Origin of the sequence: Streptomyces sp. NPDC056480 (assembly GCF_042795405.1) — a bacterium.
Lineage (GTDB): Bacteria > Actinomycetota > Actinomycetes > Streptomycetales > Streptomycetaceae > Streptomyces.
Window position 1 is genome coordinate 1 of sequence record NZ_JBHTSA010000174.1, and the last position, 13,041, is coordinate 13,041.

Below are 13,041 nucleotides of genomic sequence, written 5' to 3' on the forward strand. Positions count from 1 at the left end.
GCCCCGGACCGTGTGACGGTCCGGGGCCTTCCTCATGACGTTCCACGGGCGGCCGGAGCGCCGGTGAGGGCCCACGGGCGCCCCGGGACCGCGGGGACCGCAGGGGGTCAGATGCGGACCTGTACGGCGCCGGAGAGGCGGTCGTGGAGGCCGCGGCCGTCGCGGTCCCAGATGAGGGCCGGGATCGCCAGGCAGACGAGCAGGGAGCGGAGCGCCACGCGCGGGAGGGCGAGGCGGCCGCCGTTCACGGAGACGACGCCGAGGCCGAAGAGGCGCTTGCCGGGGGTCGAGCCGATGGTGCCGACGGTCAGCACGCTCAGGACGAGCAGGATGGCGAGGGCCCAGTTGCCGGTGGCCTGGTTGTAGCCGTCGGTGATCAGGCCGTATGCGATCAGCGTGCAGAGGGCCCAGTCGACGGCGAGGGCGCCGAGACGCCGCCCGGGGCGGGCGATCGAACCGGGGCCCTCCTCGGGCAGCCCGAGCTGCTGACCGCGGTAGCCGAAGTCGACGCCTGCGTCCTCGGCCGCCGCGCGGGGGCCGGAGAGCCAAGATCCGAGTGCTTGCCTGTTGTCCACGCGACCACGGTACTGCGCCCGTTTTTGATCACTTCGGCCCGGGTAGGCGAAGGGTCCCGACCGGCGCGGCGACACCCACCTCGGTTAACTTCGACGAAACAATTGGGTCATGCTTGAGAAATCCCGTCTGCCTATGGTCGGGTCCAGCGTGTGCCACCGCACTGGCCGCACGAACCAGCTGCAAACCCCGCCCCTCCCCGGGCCGGGAGTAGGAGGAGTGGGATGTCCGAGACGCACGGGTTCCAGAACGCCGACGAGGTCAAGAAGTACATCAAGGACAACGACGTCAAGATGGTCGACGTCCGCTTCTGCGACCTTCCGGGCGTGATGCAGCACTTCACGATCCCGGCGACGGCGTTCGACCCGTCGGAGGAGCTCGCCTTCGACGGTTCGTCGATCCGCGGCTTCCAGGCGATCCACGAGTCCGACATGGCGCTCCGCGCCGACCTGTCGACGGCCCGCGTGGACCCCTTCCGCCGCGACAAGACGCTGAACATCAACTTCTTCATCCACGACCCGATCACGGGCGAGCAGTACAGCCGTGACCCGCGGAACATCGCGAAGAAGGCCGAGGCGTACCTCGCGTCCACCGGCATCGCCGACACCGCGTACTTCGGCCCCGAGGCCGAGTTCTACGTGTTCGACTCGGTGCGCTTCGAGACCTCGGCGAACCAGGGCTTCTACCACATCGACTCCGAGGCCGGCGCCTGGAACACCGGTGCGGAGGAGAACAACCGCGGCTACAAGGTCCGCTACAAGGGCGGCTACTTCCCGGCCCCGCCGGTCGACCACTTCGCCGACCTGCGCTCGGAGATCTCCCTGGAGCTGGAGAACGTCGGCCTGCAGGTCGAGCGCCAGCACCACGAGGTCGGCACCGCCGGCCAGGCCGAGATCAACTACAAGTTCAACACGCTGCTCGCCGCGGCCGACGACCTGATGCTCTTCAAGTACATCGTGAAGAACGTCGCCTGGCGCAACGGCAAGACCGCGACCTTCATGCCGAAGCCGATCTTCGGCGACAACGGCTCGGGCATGCACGTCCACCAGTCGCTGTGGGCGAACGGCGACCCGCTGTTCTACGACGAGACGGGCTACGCGGGCCTCTCGGACACCGCCCGCTACTACATCGGCGGCATCCTCAAGCACGCCCCGTCGCTGCTGGCCTTCACCAACCCGACGGTGAACTCGTACCACCGCCTGGTCCCGGGCTTCGAGGCCCCGGTCAACATGGTGTACTCGCAGCGCAACCGCTCCGCCGCCATGCGCATCCCGATCACGGGCTCGAACCCGAAGGCCAAGCGCGTCGAGTTCCGCGCGCCGGACCCGTCCTCGAACCCGTACCTCGCCTTCTCGGCGCTGCTGCTCGCGGGCCTCGACGGCATCAAGAACAAGATCGAGCCGGCGGAGCCGATCGACAAGGACCTGTACGAGCTCGCTCCCGAGGAGCACGCGAACGTCCAGCAGGTCCCGACCAACCTGGAGGCCGTGCTCAACGCCCTCGAGGCGGACAACGAGTACCTCCAGGCCGGCGGCGTCTTCACGTCCGACCTGATCGAGACCTGGATCGACTACAAGCGCACCCACGAGATCGCCCCGATCCAGCTGCGCCCGCACCCGCACGAGTTCGAGCTCTACTTCGACCTCTAAGCCGTACCGCGCGAGCGAGGTTCTCCCGAGGCCCGTCGTCCCCTTCGAGGGGGCGGCGGGTCTCGCCGTTTCCGGCCAAGATCACAGGAATGCGAACAGGTGACGAACTCTCGTACGTACCTACGGGTAGGGGGTTCACGCTCCGCGACTGATCGATAGCGTGTGGTTGTCGCCGCCGCCACACCCGGAGCACTGGGCTCCGCTGGGACTAGCTGGCGCGATGAGGACTGCCGACGTGACTCAGGCGGCTTTCGCCCCTGCAGAGACGCTCCGACTCCAGCCGTACACCGATCACTGCCGCGTCATCGCCGACGAGGGCGCGCACGTGGTCATCGGCGTCTCTCCGGGAAACAGTTATTTCACCGCCCAGCGGCTGCGCGAGCTGACGCGCTGGGGCTTGGACCACTTCGACCAGGTCGACCTCGTCTACACCGATCTGCACGTCTCCGACATGTACGAGGCACTGGGGTACGCGGCCGACGAGGCGCGGCGCAAGGCCGTCAAGAACCTGCGGGGGGTGCGGGCGAAGGTCGGGGCGGCCGTGGCCGAGGCCGATCCCACGGGGGTACGGGTACGGGCCCGCGGGATGTCGGAGTTCCGGGCCCTCCCCGCGTACCAGGAGCTGCACCGCCAGGTCGTGGCGGCCGTCGACGGGGACCCGGTGGTACGGGAGACCTGCGACGCGCTCACCGGGATCTTCCTGGCCGGGAAGCTGACGCCGGGGCAGGAGGCGAGCGGGCTCCAGAAGGAGGTGTGCCGGGCGTACATCTGCGCCGAGGTGCCGCTGTTCCTGGACACCCCCGCGATCCTCGGGGTGCCGTCCTCGCTCAACTGCTACCACCAGGCCCTGCCCCTCGCCGATCTGCTCTACGCCCGGGGCACCGGGCTGCGTGCCTCCCGCAACCAGGGGCACGGCATCCTCACGCCCGTCGAAGGAGATGCGCGATGACCGTGGTCGTGACGAACGAACTGCCCGCGTTCCCCTTCGACTGGGACGGGACCCGGCTGCCCGCGGAGGTCGAGGCGCTCCGCGCCGAACCCGTACGGCGCGTGCGGACGATCGCCGGGGCCGAGGCCTGGCTGGTCTCCTCGTACGAACTGTGCCGACAGGTCCTGGAGGACCCGCGGTTCAGCCTGAAGGACACCTCGGCGCCGGGCGCCCCGCGGCAGTACGCGCTGACGATCCCGCCGCACGTGGTGAACAACATGGGCAACATCACCGGCGCCGGACTGCGCAAGGCCGTCATGAAGGCGATCAACCCGAAGGCGCCGGGCCTGGAGGAGTGGCTGCGGGCGCGGGCCGGGGCCCTGGTGGACGCGCTGGTCGCCGAGGGGGCACCCGGGGAACTGCGGGGCGCCTACGCCGATCCGTACTCGGCGGGGCTGCACTGCCGGATGCTGGGCATCCCGGAGGAGGACGGGCCGCGGCTGCTGCGCAGTCTGGACGTGGCCTTCATGAACGCCCCGCACGAGATCGAGGCGGCCCGGCTCCACTGGGACCGGGACATCGCGTACATGACCGAGCGCCTCGACGATCCCGCGACGGGCGGGCTGCTGGCGGAGCTCGCGGCGCTGCGCGAGGATCCCGACTACGCGCATCTGACGGACGAGATGCTGGCGACGGTGGGCGTGACGCTGTTCGGGGCCGGGGTGATCTCCACCGCCGGGTTCCTGACGATGGCGCTCGTGTCGGTGCTGACCCGGCCGGACGTGCGGGAGGCGCTGACCGCCGGCGAGCACGGGGTCGCCGGGGCGATGGACGAACTGCTGCGGGTGAACCTGTCGATCGGCGACGGGCTGCCGCGGCTCGCCCTCGAGGACGTACGGCTCGGCGAGGTCGAGGTGCGGGCCGGGGAACTGGTCCTGGTGCTGGTGGAGGCCGCGAACCACGATCCGGGGCACTTCCCGGACCCGCTGGCCTTCCGGCCGGACCGGGCGAACGCCGCCGACCACCTCTCCTTCGGCGGCGGGCGGCACTACTGCCCGGCGACGGCGCTCGGCAAGCGGCACGCCGAGATCGCCCTGGAGACGCTCCTCGACCGGCTGCCGGGGCTGCGGCTCGCGGTGCCGGTCGAACAGCTGGTGTGGCGCACCAACTTCATGAAGCGGCTCACCGAGCGGCTGCCGGTGGCCTGGTAGCGAGCGGGATCCCACGACGGCGCTGCCCGGCCGGGGCCGGGCAGCGCCCCTCCGCTGTCAGCGGCCGTAGCGGATCATGGCGCGCACCATGCGGCAGGTGGTGTCCGAGGGCGGGTGGATGCCGAGGTGGTCGGCCGTGGTGCGTATCGTCGCGTTCGTGGCCTTCGACGGGACGTAGACGCCGGCGTCGAGGAGGGCGATCGCGAGGCGCATGGCCTTCAGTCGGCGGTTGTGCGTCACGTACCACTCGCGGGGGCGGCCCGCGGGGAGCGGCTTCTTCCGGAGCGGCTTCCAGGGTTCGAGGGACGGTGTCCGGATCACGGCGAGAGCCATGGGCTACCTCCTGGCGAACGGCGGGGTGCGGGCCCTCCCCGGGACCCTCACCTTCACCCCTTATTTTAGTGGCCCCCACTGACAATCGCCCCTGGCCAGAGGGGGTTTGAGGGGTGGTGGAGAGGGCCCTGGGGGGTACCGTGGGGGCATGGAGATCTGGATCAATCCCGCCTGTTCCAAGTGTCGCAGCGCCCTCACCCTTCTCGACGCCGAGGGCGCCGACTACACCGTGCGCCGGTATCTGGAGGACGTGCCCTCCCCCGACGAGATCCGCGGGGTGCTCGACCGGCTCGGGCTCGAACCGTGGGACATCACGCGGACGCAGGAGGCCGTCGCCAAGGAGCTCGGGGTGAAGGAGTGGGCCCGCGACGCCGGGAGCCGGGAGCGGTGGATCGAGGCCCTCTCCGCGCATCCGAAGCTCATCCAGCGGCCGATCATCACCGCCGAGGACGGCACGGCCGTCGTCGGCCGGTCCGAGGAGGCCGTGCGCGACGCGCTCTCCCGCTAGGGTCCGCGATCCGGCCGATCGGCAGGACACTCCCTAGGACGTCAGGAAGCCGGTGAGGGTGGTCAGGGTCTTCGGCGGCAGGGCGGCCGGGAGGGTGTGGTGGGTCGCCTCCGGGACGAGTTCCGTCCGCAGGCCCAGAGCCGTCGCCCGCTGCGCCGCCTCGCGCGCGTGGTGCGTCCGGCTGCCCTCCGCCAGGAGGACCAGGGCCGGCGGGCGCAGGGCCGCGAGTTCGGTGGTGGCCGGGCGGGGGCCGGTGACCGGGCGCAGGCGCGGGAGTTCCGCCGCCAGGACATCGGGGCGGCGTACCCGGGGGTCGTGTTCCGCTCCGCCCGTCTCCCACGCCAGGAACCTCGCCGTCCGCGCGGCCGTCGGGCGCAGCAGCGTCGGCAGCGCCCGCAGCAGATAGCCGGGGCGGAAGCCGGCGAAGCAGCCGGTCGGGTCCAGCAGGACGAGGCGGTCGGTCCGGTCCGGGGCCGCCAGCGCGTACCGGAGCGCGATCCACCCGCCGTACGAGTGGCCGCAGAAGGCCGCCGAGGTCAGTCCGAGGCCGTCGAGCACGGCGTCCAGCCAGGCCGTCAGATCGTCGGCCGTACGGATCGGGCGGCCGCCCGTACGGCTGCGGCCCGGGCCGCCGACGAGGTCGACGGCGTGCACCCGGTGGGTCGCGCCGAGCGCCGCGGCCGTGGTGCGCCAGGATCCGGCGGTCGATCCGCCGCCGGGCAGGAGGAGGACCGGCGGGGCGTCCTCGGCGCCGTGGTGCAGGAGGTGCGTGGTGCCGTAGGGGGTGGGGAGTCGCGAGGTCGTCGTGGGGTGCGGCCAGGCCGCGAGGAGTTCGTCGTACGCGGAATCGAAGGCGAGCGCGGAGTCGAAGGTTCGGGACGCGGGCATCTTCTGGTCCTCTCGTTCAGCGACACTCTCGTTCGGCGATACTCTCGCTCAGCGAGATAATAGGAGGACGCGGTGGCCGAGTCACCCGAGATGCTCATCTTTCATCAGCTCCGCGAGGTCACCGTCGAATACGGCCTCCGGCAGGGCGAGTTCGCCGCCCGCAACGGCATGCACCCCACCGACGTGCGCGCCCTGATCTGCCTCCTCGACGCCGAGCGCGCCGGCACCGACGCCACCGCCGGGTGGCTCGGCGAGCGGCTCGGCCTCAACTCGGCCGGCACGACCGCCGTCGTCGACCGGCTCGAACGCCTCGGCCACGTGGCCCGCGTCCGCGACACCCGCGACCGGCGACGGGTGCTCCTCACCGTGGAGGACCGTGCGAAGGAACTGGGGCGCGCCCACTTCGGGCCCCTCGTCGAAGGGGCCGTGGCCCTGCTCGGCGGGTTCGAGGAGGCCGAGAAGGAGGCCGTGCGGCGGTTCCTGACCGGCGTACGGGACCTCATGAGCGACGGTGAGGAGTCGTGACCGCCGCGGGCGACGACGGGCTCGGGGCCGATCTCCACCTGGAGCTGAGCGCGGCCGGCGGGCGCCGGGCCGTGCTCATCGCCGCCCTGCGCGAGGCCGTACGCGGCGGGCGGCTGGCCCCCGGAACCCGGCTGCCGCCCTACCGGTCGCTCGCCGCCGACCTCGGCATCGCCCGGAACACCGTCGCCGACGCGTACGCCGAGCTCGTCGCCGAGGGCTGGCTCACCTCCCGCCAGGGGTCCGGGACCCGCGTCGCCGACCGGGTCGCCGCCCCCGCCCCCCGGCCCGTACGGACGGCCGCGCCGCCCCCGCTGCCGTACGACCTCGTCCAGGGCAAGCCCGACCCCGGCGCCTTCCCCCGCGCCGCCTGGCTGGCGGCGGCCCGGCGGGCCCTGACGGCCGCGCCGCACGAGGCCTTCGGGATCGGCGACCCGCACGGCCGGATCGAGCTGCGTCTGGCGCTCGCCGAGTACCTCGCGCGGGTGCGGGGCGTCCGCACCACCCCGGACCGGATCGTGGTCTGCTCGGGCGCCGCGCACGCGCTCCGGCTCCTCGCGCGCGTGCTCGGCCCCGCGGGCCCCTGGGCGGTCGAGGCGTACGGGCTGCCCTTCCACCGCGGGCTCCTCGCCGAGGCCGGAGTCACCACCCTGCCGGTGGCCGTCGACGAGGACGGGGCCCGGGTCGCGGAGATCCCGGACCACGCCCGCGCGGTACTGCTCACCCCCGCCCACCAGTTCCCCACCGGCGGGCCGCTGCACCCGGAGCGCCGGGCCGGGGTCCTGGAGTGGGCACGGGCCTCCGGCGGCCTGGTGATCGAGGACGACTACGACGGGGAGTTCCGCTACGACCGGCGGCCCGTGGGCGCCGTCCAGGGCCTCGACCCCGAACGGGCCGTCCTCATCGGCTCCGTCAGCAAGAGCCTCTCCCCCACCCTGCGGCTCGGCTGGATGTGCCTGCCGTCCGCGCTGGTGGATCCGGTGGTCGCGGCGAAGGGCCAGCGCGAGCCGTACGCCTCCGCGACGGACCAGCTCACCCTCGCGGACCTCCTCGCCTCAGGCGCCTACGACCGGCACGTCCGGCGGATGCGCCAGCGGCACCGCGGGCGGCGCGACCGGCTGACGGCGCTGCTCGCCGAACGGGTCCCGGAGGTACGGGTGACGGGCATCGCCGCCGGGCTGCACGCCGTCCTGGAACTGCCCGCGGGCACCGAGCGGGCGGCCCTCGCCGCGACGGCCCGGCGCGGGGTCGCGGTGGAGGGCCTCGCCCCCTATCGCCATCCCGACGCCGGGGCCCCGGCCCCTCCGGACGGCCCCGACGCACCGGACGGCCCCGACGCCCCGGGCAGTCCGGCCCCTCCGGACGGCCTGGTCGTCGGTTACGCCACTCCGCCCGAGCGGTTGTACCCGGGCGCGCTGGACGCGCTGTGCGAGGGGCTGTCCGAGGTACTCGGGTCCTGAAGGGCGCCCTCCGTCGCCATCGCCTCCGCCACCGTCAGGACCTCCGTCAGGCGGAGGCCGAAGCGGGCGTCGCAGGCGTCGGGTTCGCCCGTGCGGGCCGCCTCGACCAGTGCGTCCACCGCCGCGCCGAACGCCCCCGTCGCCCCGTCCCAGCGGGGCATCGCGGCCCGGCCCCCGGTGCCGTACAGGGTGAGGGCCGCCTCCGCCGCCTCCGGCGGTGCGCTGAGGGTGAGGGTGGCGGTGCTGCTCGCGCCCGAGCTGTGGCGGAGCACCAGGTGGTGGGTGTCCGCCGGGCCCCGCGCCGCGGTGATCTCCGTGACGTCTCCGAGGACCGGGAGGTAGACCGACAGGACGTGCGGGCCCACGTCCCACAGGCCGCCCTTCTCGCGGCGCCAGGGGGAGGCCGCGTACGCGCTGGCCGAACCGGAACCGTAGAGCGAGCCCAGCCAGTGCGCCTCGCCCAGGAACCAGCCGCCGGCCGCCGCCTGTTCCTCGATCCAGCGGGCCGTCGGCTCCGCGAAGCGGAGCGTGCAGAAGACGACCGAGGCCACTCCGGCGGCCTCCACCGCGTCGACGACCTCCCGCGCCCCGGCGACGGTCGTCGCGACCGGCTTGTCGAGGAGGAGATGGCAGCCGGCCTCCGCGGCCCGGACCGCCAGCGGGGCCTGGACGTCCGGTGGAAGCGCGAGCGCGACGGCGTCGCTGGCCGCGAAGAGCGCGTCCACGTCGTCGTACGCGCGCGTGCCCGAGGTCGCGGCGAGCGCGGCCGCCGCCTCGGGGCGTCTGCCCCACACCCCGCTGAACTCGATCCCCGGATGTCCCGCCAACGCGGGCGCGTGCGTGCGACCGGCCCAGGGGCCGGTGCCGAGGAGTCCGATACGGGGCTTCGCGCCCAGCTGCTTCGCCATGCCCCCAGTCTGCCGGGCGGCTCCGACAACGGGCCGCCGCGGGTCCGCCCGTGGCCCTCCCCGAAATCCGCTCGCGTCCCTCCCCCCCGCCCGGTGTTAGCGTTTCCGGGCCGGCCGCGGGACTTCGGTGCGACTTCCGGAACCTGCCTCTGAAGCAACGTCTTCGCTGTTCGTGCCCTCATTCCCCGGCCGGCGCCCACGCGGTACGAGAAGGGGAGAGAGCCTTGTCCGAGCTCGTCGCCGCCGAGGACGTGCTCCTCTTCGTCAACGCCGCCGTGACCGCCACGGGCCAGCGCGAGTTCCGTTCCTCCGCCGCCGAGCAGCGGTTCTCGCTCCGCTTCGTCCACGAGTACGTACGGGTCAACTACCGGCCCGTGTACGCCGCGGCCCTCGCGCTCGACATCAACCACCACAACGCCGCCCTCATCGTCGAGCAGCTGCTGCGCACCGCCGACGAGGCGGGCGGGCCCGAGGAGAAGCGGGCCGAGGGGCGGCTGATCGGGGCCCGGCTCGCGCTGCTGCCGCCGCAGCGGGTCTACCGGCTGTTCCGGGCGCTGCGTGCCGCCGGGGTCAACAACCGGCGTACGCGCGCGATCGTGCGCGCGTGGCTCGCGGCCCGCCCCGATCCCGCTCTGGACGCGGTGAAGTACCGGAGCGGTCTGAAGGCCTCCCTCCGGCACGTCCACGGGCGGCTGCCCGACCCCGAGACCGGGGACTTCCTCTTCGCGCCGGGACGCCGGGTCCGGTACGAGAACCCGACGCTCGACGCGTTCCGCCGCGCCCGTTACGAGCAGGGTGCGCTGTACGAGCTGCCGTTCACCGTCGCCGAGGGCTTCGCGGCGAAGCACGGGGTGCCGCGCGCGGTGTTCCTGGAGCGGATCGCGCCCCGGATGACCCGGCTCGAACAGCTGAGGACCGAGCGGGCCGCCGACCTGTCCGTGATGCCGCTGACCCGGCTCGCCCTGTACGTGCTCTCGCTGCCGTTCGGCGAGCGCGTGGAACGGCGGGCCGAGCTGACGGGAGCGCTGCGGGCCGCGGCCCGGCGGGCGGCGGGGCCGTACGCGGGGAGCTGGGGGCGGGTCACGGCGGTGCTCGACGACAGCTTCTCCTCCTCGGGTTCGGCGGTGAAGCGGCGCCGTCCGCTGGCCGTCGCCCTCGGCTCGCACCACCTCCTGGAGGCCCTCGCGGCACCGGGGGCGTACACCCCGCTCTGGACCTCGGGCGGCGACGATCCGCTGCTCGTCCGGCCGTACGGGCCGACCCCGCTGGGCCTGCGGATCCTGGACGGTCTGGAGACCGGCCCGGACCGGCTCGTGATCGTCTCGGACGGCTGGGACAACGCCCCGCCGGGCCTCGCGGGCGAGGTGCTGCGGGTGTGGCGGTCGCGGCTGGATCCGGAGCGGCGGACGAGCGTGGTGCACCTGAACCCCGTATACGACGCGCAGGGCTTCGACGTGCGCCGGCTCGCCCCGGGCGTGCCCGCCGCCGGCATCCGGGACGCGGAGGACCTGGCGGCACTGGTGGAGATCGCGCAGTTCGCCGAGGGGCGGACGGGGTTCGCGGAGCTGCGGGCCTATCTGGACCGGCGGGTGGAGCTGTTCCTGAAGGCGGCGGAGGAAGGGGGCCGGGCATGACCCGGATCGATCTGACCGGGCTCGACGTGCGGCCCGCGCAGGTGTGGGGCGGGGTGCGGCTGGTGCCGCTGGTGCGGTCCGAGCCGGTTCCCGGGCTGCGGCTGCACCGGGAGGTGTACGGCGGGCTCGGCGCGGTGGACCTGCCCGACCGCACCTCCTACACCTCGTACATCCCGCACGGGTTCGTCGCCGACTGGACGGGGGCGGGGTCCGGGGCGGCCGCGGCGCCGGGGGCGGGCCGGGAGTCCGCCGCGTACGGGACCCGGCTCGGCGGCGGGGGCACCGAGCGCGGACACGGCGGCCGGGACGAGGCACCGGACTGCGTGCCCGTGCGCCGCGTCCACCGGATGGCCAAGCGCCGGCGCGACAAGGACGGGCGCGCGGAGTCGCGGCTCCGTTTCCTGCCGCTGCACCTCGCCCTCGAGGGCTATCTCGCCCTGCACTTCGGCGGTCCTCCGACCGTCTGGGACGAGTGGTCCCGCGAGGCGGTCCGGCACGGCCTCTCGCCGCGTGCCGAGGCGGCGTACGCGGGGTGGAGCGTGCCCGGGCTGACGGAGGCGCTGCGGATCTTCGAGGTCCACCCGGGCCAGTGCGGGCTGCTCCTGTACGTGGCCGACGCGCTGGCCGCGGCCTTCGTGGTGCCGCACCCGGACGACTACCGGCTGCTGCACCCGACGCTCGTCGAGGACCTGTACGGGGAGCTGGTGCACCAGTACGCGTACTACGGCGGCCCGGTGGCCGAGTTCACGGCGCGGATCCGGGACGGGGCCGGTGGCATCCGCACCCTCGCGGACCTGCGGGCGGCGGCCCGGGAGCAGGAGCGGGCCTGGGCCGCGGCGCACGACGGGATCATGGCGCGGGACCTCCTGGAGACCTCGTACGCCTTCGAGCGGGCCTACCGGGCCGGGCCGTTCGATCTGCACCGGTTCCTGCCGCCGTTCGAGCGGGGCGGGCGGGAGCAGCACATCGGGGAGCTGATCACCGACCGCAAGGGGCGGACGGCCTATCTGAAGACGTTCCGGCTCTCGGAGAACCAGATCCGGAAGGGGTACCTGCTGCGGCGGCTGGCCGACTGCGACTGGCACCTGGGGCGGACCGCGGAGGCCCTGGGGACCTCGTACGCGGAGGTCGTACGGCGTGTCCGGAGCGCGGGTCTCGGCACCTTCCTGAACGAGCACTCCGTCGCACAGCGGCTCCGCGAAGATCGGGAAAGCTGAGTAACACGGGGTTCACATTCGGGCAACCGACGGGAAATCCCGTGTTGCGAAGCTGCGACCGGACACAGACACCGCAGCTTCTCGCAGCGCCGCGAGCCGCCGCGACACCCGCAGCAGCACGCCCAAAGGATGAGGCCAGTGACCTTCAAGGCTGAGTACATCTGGATCGACGGCACCGAGCCGACCGCGAAGCTTCGTTCGAAGACGAAGATCATCGTGGGCGGGGGCGCCACGCTCGGCGAGCTGCCGATCTGGGGCTTCGACGGTTCCAGCACGAACCAGGCCAAGGGCCACGCCTCGGACCGTGTCCTCAAGCCGGTCTTCGTCTGCCCCGACCCGATCCGCGGCGGCGACGACGTCCTGGTGCTGTGCGAGGTCCTCAACACGGACATGACGCCGCACGAGTCCAACACGCGTGCCGCGCTGGCCGAGGTCGCCGCGAAGTACGCCGCTCAGGAGCCGATCTTCGGCATCGAGCAGGAGTACACCTTCTTCGAGGGCACCCGCCCGCTCGGCTTCCCGGTCAACGGCTTCCCGGCCGCCCAGGGCGGCTACTACTGCGGTGTCGGCGCGGACGAGATCTTCGGCCGCCCGATCGTCGAGGCGCACCTGGAGAACTGCCTCAAGGCCGGTCTCGGCATCTCCGGCATCAACGCCGAGGTCATGCCGGGCCAGTGGGAGTTCCAGGTCGGCCCGCTGGCGCCGCTCGAGGTCTCGGACCAGCTGTGGATCGCCCGCTGGCTGCTGTACCGCACGGCCGAGGACTTCAACGTCTCCGCGACGCTGGACCCGAAGCCGGTGAAGGGCGACTGGAACGGCGCGGGCGCGCACACCAACTTCTCGACGAAGGCGATGCGCGAGGGCTACGACGCGATCATCACCGCCGCCGAGTCCCTCGGCGAGGGCTCGAAGCCGCTCGACCACGTCAAGAACTACGGCGCCGGCATCGACGACCGTCTGACGGGCCTGCACGAGACCGCCCCGTGGGACCAGTACTCCTACGGCGTCTCGGACCGCGGCGCCTCGGTCCGCATCCCGTGGCAGGTCGAGCAGGACCAGAAGGGCTACATCGAGGACCGCCGCCCGAACGCGAACGTGGACCCGTACACGGTGACCCGCCTCCTGGTGGACACCTGCTGCGAGGCGCTCGCGAAGGCCGGCCAGGTCTGATCCGCACGTCCTCACGCCGAGAGGCGCCCACCGTTCCCGG

At 73.1% G+C, this 13,041-nt stretch carries 13 protein-coding genes; 9 read left to right on the forward strand and 4 right to left on the reverse strand.

Translation table 11 applies throughout. The features are described from left to right. Positions 1-107: 107 nt before the first annotated feature. Entirely contained in the window at positions 108-575 is a 468-nt protein-coding gene (locus ACFQ79_RS37990) for an RDD family protein (protein ID WP_383592268.1), read from the reverse strand. A 222-nt stretch (positions 576-797) separates the two neighbouring features. Here ACFQ79_RS37990 and glnA point away from each other — a divergent pair, with 222 nt between their 5' ends. From glnA to ACFQ79_RS38005, 3 genes are all read left to right on the forward strand, one after another. After that, positions 798-2,222 (forward strand): type I glutamate--ammonia ligase, encoded by a 1,425-nt coding sequence (gene glnA / locus ACFQ79_RS37995; RefSeq protein ID WP_030314285.1) that lies wholly within the window; start codon positions 798-800, stop codon positions 2,220-2,222. 235 nt (positions 2,223-2,457) lie between these two features. Continuing rightward, positions 2,458-3,171, forward strand: coding sequence for a tRNA-dependent cyclodipeptide synthase (locus ACFQ79_RS38000; protein WP_383592271.1), 714 nt, complete (start codon positions 2,458-2,460; stop codon positions 3,169-3,171). Further along, complete coding sequence (locus tag ACFQ79_RS38005; RefSeq protein ID WP_383592274.1) at positions 3,168-4,361, forward strand: cytochrome P450; 1,194 nt, start codon at positions 3,168-3,170, stop codon at positions 4,359-4,361. Before ACFQ79_RS38000 ends, ACFQ79_RS38005 begins: the two co-directional genes overlap by 4 nt. A gap of 57 nt (positions 4,362-4,418) precedes the next feature. Here the strand turns inward: ACFQ79_RS38005 and ACFQ79_RS38010 are convergent, their stop codons facing one another. Next, positions 4,419-4,694 carry a hypothetical protein gene (locus ACFQ79_RS38010; protein ID WP_073917414.1) on the reverse strand — a complete coding sequence of 92 codons (276 nt, stop codon included), beginning with the start codon at positions 4,692-4,694 and terminating at the stop codon, positions 4,419-4,421. Positions 4,695-4,842: 148 nt separating this feature from the next. Here ACFQ79_RS38010 and ACFQ79_RS38015 point away from each other — a divergent pair, with 148 nt between their 5' ends. Next, positions 4,843-5,202: an arsenate reductase family protein gene (locus ACFQ79_RS38015; RefSeq protein ID WP_383592277.1), complete on the forward strand. Its 360-nt coding sequence runs from the start codon at positions 4,843-4,845 to the stop codon at positions 5,200-5,202. 33 nt (positions 5,203-5,235) lie between these two features. Here ACFQ79_RS38015 and ACFQ79_RS38020 read toward each other — a convergent pair whose 3' ends face one another. Then, positions 5,236-6,090, reverse strand: a complete 855-nt coding sequence (locus tag ACFQ79_RS38020; protein ID WP_383592280.1) for an alpha/beta fold hydrolase — start codon at positions 6,088-6,090, stop codon at positions 5,236-5,238. A gap of 90 nt (positions 6,091-6,180) precedes the next feature. Between ACFQ79_RS38020 and ACFQ79_RS38025 the strand changes: the two genes are divergently transcribed. Both ACFQ79_RS38025 and ACFQ79_RS38030 read left to right on the forward strand, forming a co-directional pair. Next, the gene (locus tag ACFQ79_RS38025; RefSeq protein ID WP_383592294.1) at positions 6,181-6,615 is read left to right on the forward strand and encodes a MarR family transcriptional regulator; all 435 of its coding nucleotides are present in this window, start codon (positions 6,181-6,183) and stop codon (positions 6,613-6,615) included. Beyond that, positions 6,612-8,072, forward strand: a complete 1,461-nt coding sequence (locus tag ACFQ79_RS38030) for a PLP-dependent aminotransferase family protein (RefSeq protein WP_383592283.1) — start codon at positions 6,612-6,614, stop codon at positions 8,070-8,072. The genes ACFQ79_RS38025 and ACFQ79_RS38030 overlap by 4 nt, the downstream gene beginning before the upstream one ends. On the opposite strand, the gene ACFQ79_RS38035 is transcribed toward ACFQ79_RS38030, so the two are convergent. After that, positions 7,991-8,980 (reverse strand): Gfo/Idh/MocA family protein, encoded by a 990-nt coding sequence (locus ACFQ79_RS38035; RefSeq protein ID WP_383592286.1) that lies wholly within the window; start codon positions 8,978-8,980, stop codon positions 7,991-7,993. The genes ACFQ79_RS38030 and ACFQ79_RS38035 overlap by 82 nt on opposite strands. 224 nt (positions 8,981-9,204) lie before the next feature. On the opposite strand from ACFQ79_RS38035, the gene ACFQ79_RS38040 reads away from it, so the two are divergent. The 3 genes from ACFQ79_RS38040 to glnII all read left to right on the forward strand — a co-directional run bounded on the left by ACFQ79_RS38040 (position 9,205) and on the right by glnII (position 13,001). Continuing rightward, a complete protein-coding gene (locus ACFQ79_RS38040; RefSeq protein WP_383592289.1) occupies positions 9,205-10,614 on the forward strand; it encodes a hypothetical protein in 1,410 nt (469 codons plus the stop codon). Beyond that, positions 10,611-11,831 (forward strand): hypothetical protein, encoded by a 1,221-nt coding sequence (locus tag ACFQ79_RS38045; RefSeq protein WP_383592292.1) that lies wholly within the window; start codon positions 10,611-10,613, stop codon positions 11,829-11,831. Before ACFQ79_RS38040 ends, ACFQ79_RS38045 begins: the two co-directional genes overlap by 4 nt. Positions 11,832-11,969: 138 nt before the next feature. Then, the gene (gene glnII / locus ACFQ79_RS38050; RefSeq protein ID WP_073917423.1) at positions 11,970-13,001 is read left to right on the forward strand and encodes a glutamine synthetase; all 1,032 of its coding nucleotides are present in this window, start codon (positions 11,970-11,972) and stop codon (positions 12,999-13,001) included. Positions 13,002-13,041 lie beyond the last annotated feature (40 nt).

Excerpts from the sequence above, each read along its gene's own strand:
- glnA (WP_030314285.1), top strand. The coding sequence starts at position 798 with ATGTCCGAGACGCACGGGTTCCAGAACGCCGACGAGGTCAAGAAGTAC.
- ACFQ79_RS38005 (WP_383592274.1), top strand. The coding sequence starts at position 3,168 with ATGACCGTGGTCGTGACGAACGAACTGCCCGCGTTCCCCTTCGACTGG.
- ACFQ79_RS38010 (WP_073917414.1), bottom strand. The coding sequence starts at position 4,694 with ATGGCTCTCGCCGTGATCCGGACACCGTCCCTCGAACCCTGGAAGCCG.
- ACFQ79_RS38015 (WP_383592277.1), top strand. The coding sequence starts at position 4,843 with ATGGAGATCTGGATCAATCCCGCCTGTTCCAAGTGTCGCAGCGCCCTC.
- ACFQ79_RS38020 (WP_383592280.1), bottom strand. The coding sequence starts at position 6,090 with ATGCCCGCGTCCCGAACCTTCGACTCCGCGCTCGCCTTCGATTCCGCG.
- ACFQ79_RS38025 (WP_383592294.1), top strand. The coding sequence starts at position 6,181 with ATGCTCATCTTTCATCAGCTCCGCGAGGTCACCGTCGAATACGGCCTC.
- ACFQ79_RS38035 (WP_383592286.1), bottom strand. The coding sequence starts at position 8,980 with ATGGCGAAGCAGCTGGGCGCGAAGCCCCGTATCGGACTCCTCGGCACC.
- ACFQ79_RS38045 (WP_383592292.1), top strand. The coding sequence starts at position 10,611 with ATGACCCGGATCGATCTGACCGGGCTCGACGTGCGGCCCGCGCAGGTG.